The sequence below is a fragment of the Paenibacillus sp. FSL k6-2145 genome (genome assembly GCF_037976585.1).
Taxonomy (GTDB): Bacteria; Bacillota; Bacilli; order Paenibacillales; family Paenibacillaceae; genus Paenibacillus.
The window spans coordinates 2,105,191-2,118,459 of record NZ_CP150267.1 but is presented as its reverse complement, the minus strand read 5'-3'; the positions used below and the strand labels follow the sequence as shown (position 1 = coordinate 2,118,459).

The 13,269-nt window shown below is 44.8% G+C and carries 14 protein-coding genes; 13 read left to right on the top strand and 1 reads right to left on the bottom strand.

All coding sequences use genetic code 11. The features are described 5' to 3' along the window. The first annotated feature begins 44 nt into the window (after window positions 1–44). The 10 genes from NZ043_RS09290 (at window position 45) to NZ043_RS09245 (ending at window position 11,125) form a co-directional block, all read left to right on the top strand. Entirely contained in the window at window positions 45–923 is an 879-nt protein-coding gene (locus NZ043_RS09290; protein WP_062836519.1) for a YidC/Oxa1 family membrane protein insertase, read from the top strand. After that, window positions 920–1,621: an RNA-binding cell elongation regulator Jag/EloR gene (gene jag, locus NZ043_RS09285; RefSeq protein WP_017691417.1), complete on the top strand. Its 702-nt coding sequence runs from the start codon at window positions 920–922 to the stop codon at window positions 1,619–1,621. Before NZ043_RS09290 ends, jag begins: the two co-directional genes overlap by 4 nt. A 212-nt stretch (window positions 1,622–1,833) precedes the next feature. Beyond that, window positions 1,834–3,210 carry a tRNA uridine-5-carboxymethylaminomethyl(34) synthesis GTPase MnmE gene (gene mnmE / locus NZ043_RS09280; RefSeq protein ID WP_124118699.1) on the top strand — a complete coding sequence of 459 codons (1,377 nt, stop codon included), beginning with the start codon at window positions 1,834–1,836 and terminating at the stop codon, window positions 3,208–3,210. A 222-nt stretch (window positions 3,211–3,432) separates the two neighbouring features. After that, complete coding sequence (mnmG, locus tag NZ043_RS09275) at window positions 3,433–5,322, top strand: tRNA uridine-5-carboxymethylaminomethyl(34) synthesis enzyme MnmG (RefSeq protein ID WP_076332217.1); 1,890 nt, start codon at window positions 3,433–3,435, stop codon at window positions 5,320–5,322. After that, window positions 5,322–6,044, top strand: a complete 723-nt coding sequence (rsmG, locus tag NZ043_RS09270; protein WP_036611970.1) for a 16S rRNA (guanine(527)-N(7))-methyltransferase RsmG — start codon at window positions 5,322–5,324, stop codon at window positions 6,042–6,044. The genes mnmG and rsmG overlap by 1 nt, the downstream gene beginning before the upstream one ends. A 515-nt stretch (window positions 6,045–6,559) precedes the next feature. Beyond that, on the top strand, window positions 6,560–7,378 hold the full coding sequence (gene noc, locus NZ043_RS09265; RefSeq protein WP_062836524.1) for a nucleoid occlusion protein: 819 nt from the start codon (window positions 6,560–6,562) through the stop codon (window positions 7,376–7,378). 190 nt (window positions 7,379–7,568) lie between these two features. Continuing rightward, entirely contained in the window at window positions 7,569–8,330 is a 762-nt protein-coding gene (locus NZ043_RS09260) for an AAA family ATPase (protein WP_024629525.1), read from the top strand. Then, window positions 8,323–9,168 carry a ParB/RepB/Spo0J family partition protein gene (locus NZ043_RS09255; protein WP_091035230.1) on the top strand — a complete coding sequence of 282 codons (846 nt, stop codon included), beginning with the start codon at window positions 8,323–8,325 and terminating at the stop codon, window positions 9,166–9,168. Before NZ043_RS09260 ends, NZ043_RS09255 begins: the two co-directional genes overlap by 8 nt. Before the next feature lie 161 nt (window positions 9,169–9,329). Beyond that, window positions 9,330–10,484 carry an aminotransferase class V-fold PLP-dependent enzyme gene (locus NZ043_RS09250; protein WP_133386408.1) on the top strand — a complete coding sequence of 385 codons (1,155 nt, stop codon included), beginning with the start codon at window positions 9,330–9,332 and terminating at the stop codon, window positions 10,482–10,484. A gap of 140 nt (window positions 10,485–10,624) precedes the next feature. Beyond that, window positions 10,625–11,125, top strand: a complete 501-nt coding sequence (locus NZ043_RS09245; RefSeq protein ID WP_036671879.1) for a DUF4446 family protein — start codon at window positions 10,625–10,627, stop codon at window positions 11,123–11,125. Here the strand turns inward: NZ043_RS09245 and yyaC are convergent. Further along, complete coding sequence (gene yyaC / locus NZ043_RS09240) at window positions 11,100–11,705, bottom strand: spore protease YyaC (protein WP_036611957.1); 606 nt, start codon at window positions 11,703–11,705, stop codon at window positions 11,100–11,102. The two genes, NZ043_RS09245 and yyaC, sit on opposite strands and share 26 nt — an antisense overlap. Window positions 11,706–11,822: 117 nt before the next feature. Here yyaC and NZ043_RS09235 point away from each other — a divergent pair, with 117 nt between their 5' ends. The 3 genes from NZ043_RS09235 to NZ043_RS09225 are packed head-to-tail and all read left to right on the top strand — an operon-like array spanning window position 11,823 to window position 13,238. Beyond that, entirely contained in the window at window positions 11,823–12,086 is a 264-nt protein-coding gene (locus NZ043_RS09235; RefSeq protein WP_017691427.1) for a DUF3343 domain-containing protein, read from the top strand. A gap of 14 nt (window positions 12,087–12,100) precedes the next feature. After that, window positions 12,101–13,039, top strand: coding sequence for a mechanosensitive ion channel family protein (locus NZ043_RS09230; protein WP_133386407.1), 939 nt, complete (start codon window positions 12,101–12,103; stop codon window positions 13,037–13,039). Continuing rightward, window positions 13,029–13,238 (top strand): DUF951 domain-containing protein, encoded by a 210-nt coding sequence (locus NZ043_RS09225; protein WP_036611950.1) that lies wholly within the window; start codon window positions 13,029–13,031, stop codon window positions 13,236–13,238. The genes NZ043_RS09230 and NZ043_RS09225 overlap by 11 nt, the downstream gene beginning before the upstream one ends. Window positions 13,239–13,269: the final 31 nt, after the last annotated feature.

Below are 13,269 nucleotides of genomic sequence, written 5' to 3'. Positions count from 1 at the left end.
TATGATTTACGGTGGAATGGAATGGTTAAGAGAGGGGTTATGAAGTGTCGCGATTGAAGACATCAAAGGGGAAGTGGATTCTCCTCATTGCAGTCATTGCAATGGTCACTGTACTCGCCGGATGTACTCCACAAGGAGCCGGGGTTACTACGGAAGATCTAAAGAATAGTGATTCTTTTTGGCAAGCCAATGTTGTGTACTGGTTCTCACTGGCGCTGGATACATTCGCCAACTGGTTCAAAGGTGAATATGGACTGGCCGTCCTCGTGATGGTGCTTATTGTACGGACATTGATTTTACCATTAACAATGAAACAAGTCCGTAGCTCCAAAGCTATGCAGGCCATTCAGCCGCAGCTGAAGGAGATTCAAGCCAAGTTTAAAGATACACCTGAGAAAGTTCAGCAAGAAACAATGAAGTTGTTTCAGGAGAACAAAGTTAATCCGATGGCGGGTTGTCTGCCACTTCTGATTCAGATGCCGATTTACATCGCACTTTATAACTCAATTTACGGAAACTCCAGTCTGAGAACACATGATTTCTTGTGGCTTCAGCTCGGGGAACCGGATCACCTGTTTATTTTGCCAGTGCTGGCTGCCATCACAACATTCATTCAAACATGGATGATGATGCGTATGAATCCTGCACAGCAAGTTGGTCCGATGCAGTTTATGCTGTGGGTATACCCAATTTTGATCTTCGTGATGTCTTACCAGTTCCCGTCAGCACTTCCGCTGTACTGGTTCTACAGTAACATCTACACGATCGTGCAAAACTATTTCCTTTACCGGAATAATGATAAAATCGTGGCTGAGGTCAACGTGAAGCAGAATAGCTCTTCCAAAAATGGAGCTAAACGCAAAAACGGTGGCAAAGCGACCGTCTCTGGAAAAGGGTCGAAAGGGGCCAAAAAATCGAAATGACCAAAGTCATTACGTCAGGAAAAACCGTTGAAGATGCTGTAAACCAAGGATTGACCGAGCTTGGCGTAAGTCGGGACAAGGTCGAGATACAAGTGTTAGAGCAGCCGTCAAAAGGATTCCTGGGTTTGTTCGGGGTGAGGGCGGCCAAAGTTGAAGTGAAATTATTGCCTGTGCCGGAAGTTGTTCCACAGCCGATCAAGCCAGCTGCATACAAACCTGAAGTAGATGCATTACTTGAGGATGTTGCAGCTAAAAATCCCTATGAAGAAGCGGCTGCTTTCTTGAAAGAGGTCGCAGCAGGTATGGGACTGGATGTTGAAGTGCATATCAAAAAACAGCGGGATGGACATATCTTCAATATTGCCGGTGAAGATCTGGGCATGATTATTGGCAGACGTGGACAGACGCTGGATGCGCTTCAGTATCTAACGAACATTGTAGCGAACCGATACTCGGAAAGCTTCGTTCGAATTGTGCTCGACGCGGAGAATTTCCGTCAACGTCGGCGGAAGACGCTGGAGGACTTGGCTGAAAGGTTGGCTGGACAAGCAATCCGTACCGGCAAGGAAGTTGTACTGGAACCAATGCCTCCGCTCGAACGAAAAGTCATTCATGCAAAACTGCAAAACCACCCGCAGATTAAGACGTTAAGTAAGGGTGAAGAGCCTAATCGGCGTGTGGTTATTACGACGAAATAACACGAAATTGAAGACGCAATGGCTTCCTGCCCGGTGCAGAAGCCATTGCTTTTTTCGTACAGAAGCAATTTGATAAGGTGCGTAGAACAAATAAAGAGTGAACTTAATACGATAAGTGGCATGTCATATGTTATATCATTAATAGATTTGAAAATGGATATGGCGTCCCCCTGAGGGGCGGCAATTTTAAAATAGAGCAAGGAGAGATAACCATGATCAGTGATACGATCACAGCGATATCAACGGCTGTCGGGGAGGCGGGTATCGCCGTGATCCGGGTCAGCGGCCCGGATGCAGTGTCGGAGACGGAAAAGATTTTTCGCAGTAAAACCCCTTTAACTCAGGCAGCATCTCACACGGTTCATTATGGTCATATCATAGATCCCGTTAATGGGGAAAAGATTGAGGAAGTACTGGTTACGGTAATGCGAGCACCACGCTCGTTCACAACAGAAGATGTCGTGGAGATCAGTGCGCATGGCGGTGTAGTGTCTGTAAAACGGGTCATGGACCTGCTGTTACAGCTTGATATTCGTCTAGCTGAACCCGGTGAATTCACGAAGCGTGCTTTCCTTAATGGGCGGATTGACCTGTCTCAGGCTGAAGGTGTCATGGATCTTATTCGTTCCAAATCGGACAGAGCTTTCTCGGTTGCATTGAAACAGGTTGAAGGCAAACTATCCTCCAAATTGCGTGATCTACGATATACACTGGTGGAAACACTGGCTCATATTGAAGTAAATATCGATTACCCGGAGCATGATGTGGAGTCGTTAACGTCTGATTTTATTAAAGAAAAGTCCAGTCAGGTTATGACTGAAATTGATAAATTGCTGACTACAGCAGAGCAAGGTAAGATCCTGCGAGAAGGTATCACGACGGCTATTGTTGGACGACCTAACGTAGGCAAATCCTCATTGATGAATACACTTGCGCAAGACAACCGGGCCATCGTCACGGACATTCCAGGAACAACTCGTGATGTGATTGAGGAGTTCATTACGATCAATAATATCCCGCTGAAATTGCTGGATACGGCAGGAATCCGGGAAACAATGGACGTTGTAGAGAAGATCGGGGTAGAACGCTCTCGCTCTGCGGTAAGTGAAGCCGATCTGATCTTAATGGTTGTGAATGCTGCGGAGCCACTTCATCCCGATGAGATTGAATTATTGGAACAAATCCGCGGTAGACAATCAATAATCATTATGAATAAAATGGACTTAACGCCACAGGTAGAACGTGACGTGCTGCTTCGTTACATTCCGGAAGAACGACTTGTACCGATGTCGGTGAAAGATGATCTGGGTGTGGATCGACTGGAAGATGCCATCTCTACGCTATTCTTCAGTGGTAAACTGGAGTCCGCAGATCTGACCTATGTCAGCAATGTGCGTCATATTGCTTTGCTCAAAAAAGCGAAGCAGTCCCTCGTGGATGCCTATGAAGCAGCAGAGCAGTTCATTCCGATCGACATGATTCAGATTGATGTTCGTTTGGCGTGGGAGCATTTGGGCGAAATTGTTGGAGATACAGCGCATGATGCATTAATTGATCAGATTTTCTCCCAGTTCTGTCTAGGAAAGTAAAAAAAATATACTGCGGATTGACTTGAATCGTAGTGTATGATGGAAAGGTACAATTTCTGCCTGTTGTCAAAGGATGGAATGATGTTGTAGCCATTACGTGTTGGTTTCATATAGATAGGAATGCAAGTTCCGATGAACGGTTAGAAGTAGTTTCATTATTGTAGAACATGATCCGTCTGTGTGAGTTACACCAAATGCAGCGGAATAAGGAGGTAAACGGGAATGGCTTTTGATGGCGGCAGTTATGATGTAATCGTCGTTGGTGCAGGACATGCTGGTGTGGAATCCGCGCTGGCCGCAGCTCGTATGGGGTCCAAAACACTAATGATTACGATCAATCTGGATATGGTGGCCTTTATGCCTTGTAACCCATCTATTGGGGGACCGGCCAAAGGACATGTTGTTCGTGAGATTGATGCTCTTGGTGGAGAAATGGGACGGAATATCGATAAAACCTTTATTCAGATGCGGATGCTCAACACAGGTAAAGGCCCTGCTGTTCACGCGCTTCGTGCTCAGGCAGATAAATTCTCCTACCAGCACAAAATGAAGGAAACGATGGAGAATGAACGTAATCTGACGATGCGTCAGGGTATGGTTGATCGCCTGATCGTTGAAGACGGAAAATGTGTAGGCGTTGTGACTCAGACCGGAACAGAGTATCGGGCCAAAGCGGTTGTTCTGACAACAGGCACATACTTGCGCGGTAAAGTGATCATGGGTGAGTTGATGTATGAGAGTGGACCAAACAATCAACAACCATCTCTTAAATTGTCAGAGCATCTGCGTGAACTTGGCTTTGATCTGGTTCGTTTCAAAACAGGTACACCACCACGTGTGCACAAGGATACGATTGATTTTAGCAAAACTGAAATTCAGCCTGGCGATGATGAGCCGAAGTTCTTTTCCTATGAAACAGAATCTTCTGATAATGAGCAGCTGCCTTGCTGGTTGACGTATACATCCGTGGAAACACATCAGATTATTAATGATAATCTGCATCGTGCACCGATGTTTTCCGGTGTAATTGAAGGGACTGGACCGCGTTATTGTCCATCCATTGAGGATAAAATTGTCCGGTTTAGCGACAAACCGAAACATCAGATCTTCCTGGAGCCGGAAGGCAAAAATACATCCGAGTATTATGTGCAGGGACTATCTACAAGTCTGCCAGAAGATGTTCAACTTGCGGTTCTGCGCTCCATTCCGGGTATGGAAAAAGTGGAAATGATGCGTAACGGTTATGCGATTGAATACGATGCGATGGTACCTACACAATTGTGGCCATCACTTGAAACCAAACGTCTGCCAGGTCTGTTCACAGCAGGTCAGATTAATGGTACTTCCGGTTACGAAGAAGCGGCTGGACAAGGCGTTATGGCCGGCATTAATGCAGCACGGAAAGTACAAGATAAAGAGCCGATTGTGCTTGATCGTTCCCAAGGTTATATTGGTGTGCTGATTGATGATCTGGTAACGAAGGGTACTAATGAGCCATATCGTCTGTTGACTTCACGCGCTGAATATCGTCTGTTGCTTCGCCATGATAATGCAGATATGCGTTTGACGGAAATCGGACATGACATTGGCCTGATCCCTGAAGATCGTTATGCGAAATTCCTGGATAAAAAGGCAAAAGTCGAGCAGGAAGTCGCGCGTCTGAAAGTGGCTAAAGCTCGCCCGGTTGAAGTGAACGCCAAGCTGGAAGAGTACGGATCTACACCTATTCAGGATGGAAGTACGTTGCTTACCTTGCTGCGTCGCCCGGAGCTGGGGTATGAACTGATTGAACAGCTCTCACCATCTGAGGTAGAACTGACAGCAGATATGAAAGAACAAGTTGAAATACAAATTAAATATGCGGGTTATATTGAGAAACAATTGATCCACGTGGAACGTTTGCAAAAGATGGAGAAAAAGAAAATTCCGGACACTATCGTATATGATGAGATTCATGGTCTTGCTATGGAAGCCAAGCAGAAGCTCGCTACGATTCGTCCAATCTCGATTGGTCAGGCTTCTCGTATTGCTGGAGTTACTCCTGCCGACATCTCCATTCTGCTGGTCTACTTGGAGCATTATAACCGTGTAACCGCAGCAAGGGGACAATAATGGACGATATTCAACAGCAACTGCAGCGGCGCTTAAAGAAACATGGATTAGAGCTGGGAGAACTCCAATTGGAGCAATTCGAACTGTATTATCAGGAGTTGGTATCCTGGAATGAAAAGATGAATCTGACGGGCATAACGGATCGGGAGCAAGTGTATACCAAGCATTTCTATGATTCGGTATCACTGGCTTTTTATACTGACATGACCAAAGTGAATAAGCTTGCTGACATTGGATCAGGAGCGGGTTTTCCGGGATTGCCACTGAAGATCTGTTTCCCGCATATTAAGCTTACGATCATTGATTCATTAAATAAACGGATTGGCTTTCTACAGCATGTGGTAGATATCCTTGGCCTGACTGATGTGGAATTGGTCCATGGACGTGCTGAAGAGATTGGACGCAAAGAAGGGTATCGTGACAGCTACGATCTCGTTACGGCGCGTGCAGTAGCCAAGCTGGCTGTGCTGAATGAATTCTGTCTTCCTTTTGTTCGTAAAAGTGGAATATTCGCTGCCATGAAGGGCGGAGACCCGCGTGAAGAAATGAAGGAAGCGGAGTTCAGCTTCAATCAGCTGAAAGGACGGGTTAAGGCCGTTCATCCTTTCCAGCTGCCGGTTGAAGAATCAGAGCGTCATATCATCCTGATTCAGAAATTTGATAAGACACCATATAAGTATCCACGCAAACCAGGCACTCCGATGAAAACTCCACTGATATAGTTGCATGATGGTTTTGAAGTCAGTCAAAACAAAATAGTATTTTAGACATAGATAAAGAGGATGTTTCACGTGAAACATTCTCTTTTTTTTGTTTTCTGAAATGGAGGACTGGATCAACATTACAGATACTCCGTATTACATATTTCTTAAAGAACCTGTAATGATGAATTTCACGCACAGTAGCTCATGGACAATTTCATTAATTGAATGTGTGCAAGTCGTCATATTTCCAATATTCACAAAGAAAAAGCAGGAAAATTAGCAGAGTTTAAAGAATAGGTAAGCATAGGATTATGATAGAAAAGATGATAGAATAGAAGTATCCGATCCTGGGTCACAGCGATCATAGATTATATGTACAGATAGATGGATATGCATTCGATGTTGCATGACAGAAAGCGTTATGAAAGGCAAAACTTATTCCAAGAACGATGCATGTGAAAGGTCGCTTATTGAATAAGAAGCACCTGCAAAGACTGTGGGAGCTATTACGAAACTAGGTGGTAATCTGCGGAATGAAAGAACAATTTTCGAAGTTGTTTGGTTTGGCGGAGCGCAATAACGGAGATGAGATCAAACAGATTCCGGTCAATGAAATTGTGAGCAGCCCATATCAACCCCGTACTATTTTTGATGATGATAAAATTGATGAGTTGTTGCAGACGATCAAAACACATGGCGTAATTCAGCCTATTGTCGTTCGCGTGCGAAATGGATCATATGAGATTATTGCCGGGGAACGTCGCTGGCGTGCAGTTCGAAAACTGGGTTTGGATACGATTCCGGCTATTGTGCGTGAATTCAACGATTCTCAGGCCGCATCCATTGCACTGATTGAGAACTTGCAGCGTGAAGGATTGACTTCAATTGAAGAAGCTGTCGCTTATCAGAAGCTGATCGACTTGCATCAATTGACACAGGAAAGTCTGGCACAACGACTCGGCAAAAGCCAGTCAACCATCGCGAACAAAATTCGATTGTTACAGCTTCCAGAAGGTATTAAGGCCGCATTGATGGAACGAAAAATTTCTGAACGGCATGCAAGAGCATTACTTTCTCTCGATACGGAAGAACTGCAGATGAAGTTGCTCGGTGAGATTATCGAAAAAGAATTGAACGTCAAACAGACAGAGGCGCGTGTTGCCTTTTACAAGGAATCTTCCAAAATCAAAAAATCCAAACGTGTTTCCTTTACCAAGGATGTAAGACTTGCACTTAATACGATTCGCCAATCCATTGATATGGTAACTGGCTCAGGTCTGGACATCAAAACAAAAGAAGCAGACCATGAGGATCATTATGAGATCGTTATCCATATTCCAAAACGCAAATAATTGAAGCTTATGGCGGCAATGGGCCGCTTTTTATGTCTATAAAGCAAGTTAGGTCTGACATTTTTAAAGAACAGTCGGTATATTGATGGAACGGTAGTTGTTGTTTGTGTGGACGATAGCCGCCTGCTTTTTGTTAACAATATCTCACAACCTACAAGAAAAGACTCCTATTTTATTTGAGGTGAAGTAATTGTCTAAGATTATGGCCGTAGCAAATCAAAAGGGCGGTGTGGGGAAAACGACGACATCTGTTAACTTGGGTGCAGGACTGGCTTCACTCGGGAAAAGAGTATTGCTTGTCGATATTGACCCTCAGGGGAATACAACCAGCGGAGTCGGAATCAATAAAGCAGATGTGGCTAATTGTATATATGATGTCATTATTAATGAGGTTCCTCCTCAAGAAGCGATTGTGGAGACTCAGATTGAAGGCCTTCATATCATACCTGCAACGATTCAGCTTGCCGGAGCCGAGATCGAATTGGTGTCCACGATATCACGGGAAGTTCGCCTGAAAAAATCACTCGCCATGGTGAAAAAAAACTATGATTACATACTGATCGATTGTCCACCATCCCTTGGTATGTTAACGATTAATTCGTTGACTGCTTCCGATTCGGTGATCATTCCGATTCAGTGTGAGTATTATGCACTTGAAGGATTAAGTCAGTTGCTTAATACGGTTCGGCTGGTACAGAAACATCTGAATACATCCCTGCAGATTGAAGGGGTATTGCTGACGATGTTTGATGCGCGGACCAATCTGGGAATTCAGGTTATTGAAGAAGTGAAAAAGTATTTTCAACAAAAAGTATATCAAACAATTATTCCGCGTAACGTACGGCTTAGTGAAGCACCATCTCATGGTCAATCCATTATCACGTATGACCCTCGTTCAAGAGGGGCGGAAGTGTATTTAGAGCTCGCAAAGGAAGTGATTTCTTATGAGTAAGCGGCTTGGAAAAGGTCTTGATGCCCTCATTCCTTCGCTTTCAATTAATGACGATGATAAAGTCGTAGAAATCCCGATTAGTCAACTGCGGGCTAACCCCTATCAACCACGTAAAGTATTTGATGAGGGCGCAATACATGAACTGGCTGAGTCTATTCGTCAGCATGGTGTCATACAACCCATTATTGTTCGTCCGGTGTTACGAGGTTATGAGATTATTGCCGGAGAACGACGGTTTAGAGCTTCGCAATATTGTGGTAATGCCACCGTACCGGCTGTAGTCCGTAACTTCAGTGATCAGCAGGTAATGGAGATTGCGTTGATTGAGAACCTGCAGCGGGAGAATCTGAACGCCATGGAAGTTGCAGTTGCTTATCAGGGGTTAATGGATCAATTCGCGTTGACTCAGGAAGAGTTGTCTGTAAAAGTAGGTAAATCACGTTCTCACATTGCTAACTTCTTGCGTCTGTTATCATTGCCAGATGAAGTTAAAGACCATGTTTCACGTGGAACATTATCTATGGGACATGCACGTGCCATCGTGGGTGTGAAGGACGAGGTTATGGTGAAGCAACTTGCAAAACAAACCATTGATCAGCAATGGAGTGTACGTGAGTTGGAGGAAGCTGTTCAACAATTGGATCGATCCAAAACAGGTGAGGCTAAAGCCAAATCGAAGTTAAAAAAGAAAGATCCATTCATTGATACATTGGAAGAATCTCTTCGTGAACGTTTCAAAACAACAGTGAAAATCAAGCACAATAAAGATAAAGGTAAAATTGAGCTCAACTACTACAGTCAACAGGATCTGGAACGGCTATTGGAATTGTTACAATAACAGTCGGGTCTATGATTCATTAACAACATGCGGGGCTTACTCATGTCATGACATATCGCCTCTGTACCATGGAGAAACGATATGTCATTCTTTGTTTATAGGGTTATATGTGCGATATGTGCAGGCGAATTATTAATTTATGGGACAGAGGTGGTTGTGAGGTGGAGGGAGTTATCTATCTAGATCATGCAGCAACATCTTGGCCCAAACCACCTGCTGTCGGTGATGCGATGTTGAGTGCATTGGAGATTGCCGGAGCCAATCCTGGCAGAGGAAGTCACCGCATGGCTGTTCAGGCAAGTCGTGTATTGTTCGAGGCGAGAAAATCCTTATCCGATATTTTTGGAATCAAAAATGCGAATGATATTGCATTCGGATCAAATACGACAGAAGCGCTAAATCTAGCTATTCAAGGCTCGCTTAGAGAGGGCGACCATGTGATTGCCACCATGGCTGAACATAACTCAGTCAGACGACCACTGGAGTACATGCGAAGACTCCGAAATGTAGAGATTGATTATGTACCTGTTAATGCTGCGGGAGCCATTGATCTGATGCAAATGGAACGTATGTTTCGTTCGAATACCAGATTGGTGGTATGTACACATAGTTCGAATCTGCTTGGCAGTATTCTTCCTATTGGAGAAATTTCGCTCCTATGTCGTAAACATCAGGCGATCTTATTGGTAGATGCAGCCCAGAGTGCTGGGGTTATGCCTGTGAATGTACAACAATTGGGCATAGATATGTTGGCTTTTCCAGGGCATAAGGGGCTGCTTGGTCCTCAGGGTACAGGGGGCTTGTACATTGCGCCAGAGCTCGATATAGAGCCTTTACTTCATGGAGGAACAGGAAGTCAGTCAGAAGCTCTGGAGCAGCCAAAGGTGCGTCCTGATCGGTATGAAGCGGGGACGCCGAATACAGTCGGGATCGCAGGGCTGAATGCGGGTGTGAAGCATGTACTTGAGATGACACCAGCGGTCATCTACCAACATGAGTGGGAACTGACCCAACTTATGTTGGATGGGTTGTCATCTGTTAAGGGTATTCGGATGCTTGGTCCAGAGATTGGACAGCCACGCACCGGATTAGTATCTTTTACTGTGGATGGGTATGATTCGGCACAACTCGCCTTCAGATTGGATCGGAATTATGGGATTGCGGTTCGCTCCGGTTTTCATTGCACACCGCTTGCACACGAATCTGCTGGTACAACTGCTACCGGAGCAGTAAGGGCCAGTGTGGGATACAATTCAACTAGAGAACATGTGGAAGCACTCGTTAAGGCAGTGTTGGAATTGACTGGGGCAGACTAGATTAGAGTTGAAATGATGAACTCATTTGATACAGGATTGCTTGATTAAGCTTATGGATATCGGGTTGATTTATAATGAATGATAATATTACAGGACAGACGTTAATCTGATCAAAAATATAGAGGGGTAGTTGCAATTACATGGCTGAATTAAACGAGCTGATTCTGGAGCAGCTGTTATGGATTATTGGCGGAATGGCATTACTTACGGTGATCTTGCTGATTGTGAGTATTGTTCAAGGGGCAAAGTTACGAAAGTTTAAACGTAAATATGAAGCCATGATGGCTGGCAGTGGAGTAGAGGACCTGGAATCGTTGCTGATTAATCTGAAAATTCAGATGGACAGCATTGAGGATGAACACAAACTGCAAACGAATCAGCTGCAAGTTGTCATGCAAAAGCTGACCCGCATTCAAGGTAAAGTTGGCGTGAAAAGATACAATGCTTATGGAGAGCGTGGCAGTGATCTGAGCTTCTCAATGGCCATGATTAATGATAGCCAGGATGGCATGATCCTTACGGGGATATATAACCGTGACGGTTCTTACGTATATGCCAAACCTCTTAAAGGGGGAGAGTCCACGTATACTCTGTCCCCAGAGGAAAAGGAAGCTATTACTCTGGCACAGCAAGCAGAGTAGAACGTGTATGCCATTCCCGAATGGCCGAGTACAGACTACTGGATATAATCTCGGACATGCGCATAACAAGACTGAGCCGTGTGTTCTGTAGAACAAAGTATTCCATAAAGCCGCCGACGTTAACGATACCTGTCAGATGGATATCGCCGACCGGCGGTAATTCTTTATTTACTCCCGCACCCGGCTTGAGTGGACCATTCACAACTTGAATGCATCCCACACTGGATGATTGACCGAGACAGGCGTCAATGCCTATCACATAAGGGTTATGGTGTGTTTTCTGTATGTTGTGGAGTGTATCTTGCAGGTTCATCGCATGAACTGGTTCATCCAAGGTACCATATAGATGGAATAAAGGGCTGTCCCACTTGGAAAGGGCTGATCCGACCAGAGGACCAAGGCAGTCGCCTGTTGAGCGATCTGTGCCTATGCAGACAATCACTACATTTTGCAGAGAATGGGCTTTATAGAGATGGAACATTAAACGATGGGTAATGGCCGAGTGAATACCTGGATCGGTATGGGGGATTTTCAAACTGGTCATGTCTTGTGATGAAAAGGAACGCGAAGTAGGATTCATAGGATCTATCCTTTCCCTTGGAATAGTAGTAACAGTATATGGAAAGGTAGAGCGTTTTATACTTCACGAGGACAAGCTTTTTCTCCAGGGTTGGACGTATGGCGAAAGGAGCCGAACATGGACGAATGGATTAACGATTGGATGCTGATTGCATTTGATTCAACCCAGCAGGCACTTCGTGCTGAAATGCTGCTGGAGTTTGCCGAGATAGAGATTGATTTGTTCCCAACGCCAAAAGAAATTACAGCAGGGTGTGCGCTATGTATCCAGTTTCCAAAAGAGGATCTGGAGCGAGTGCAAAAGATCATTCGTAACGAGTTCGTAGAGATCCGAGGCCTCTATTTCAAAACAGAAGACAGCTATGATAACATACCGATGTAGAGGAGGCATGATGAATGTTGTCATTTCAGTTTGCTCAAGGGGAAGAGACCAGTGCTGCCGGTGCTGTAAATGAAGCCCTTCGTTGGACGGATAAAGTCTGGAACAAAATTGCAGATCCTGATATGTGGCTTAACATTATGTTCAGCTCAATCCGGATCATCATTATTTTTATCATCACCCGTATTGTCATTAAGGTAGTATATCGAATTATAGATCGTTCCATGGAACGCAAGCAGGAAGGCAAGATTCGCGTGAATCCGCGCAGATTCGTAACCGTAGGGGAACTGTTGAAAAATGCGACCTCCATAACATGTAATTTCATTATGATTCTGCTACTGTTATCTGAGATCAATATCCAAGTTGGACCGCTACTCGCGAGTGCAGGTGTGCTTGGTCTTGCCATTGGTTTTGGTGCACAGGGTCTGGTCAAGGATGTTATTACCGGTTTCTTCATTATATTGGAGGACCAGTTCGCTGTGGGGGATGTTATTCAGACGGGAACCTACAAGGGAACGGTTGAAGTGATCGGACTTAGAACTACCAAACTGGTCAGCTGGCAGGGTGAGGTGCACATTATCCCAAACGGGGCGATTGCAAGTGTAACGAACTACTCCATGTCGAATTCGCTGGCTGTAGTGGATATTCCGATGAAGGCGGACTTAAGTCTCGATGAGTCGGTACATCTAGTGAAGAAGTCTTTGGTTGGGATTGAAGAGCGTGACCTAAATATTGTGAAGGTGCCGGATGTGCTCGGTATTCAGTCGATGTCTACATCAGAGTATGTGGTGCGAATTGTGGCAGAATGTATGCCTAACTCTCGGGCTTCTGTGGAACGTCAGATTCAGGGCGATGTGAAAAAAACGCTGGAGTATCATGAGATGAGCAATCAAGCCGTATTGGAACAGGCAGTAGCTTTGGAGAAAGATGAGGGGGATGGCACAGGTGGAGCGTAAAAGTTTCCAGCTTGGGGATATCGTGCAGATGAAGAAGCAGCATCCCTGTGGCAGCAATGAGATGGAGATCATTCGTATGGGTATGGATATTCGGATCAAGTGTGTCGGATGTAAACACAGCGTGTTGATTCCAAGAGCGAAATTCGAGAAAAATATGAAGAAGGTACTGCGTTCAGCCGAAGATTCCACTGAATCCTGAGCTTGCAATAATTCGGTATGCAGTATGCGTA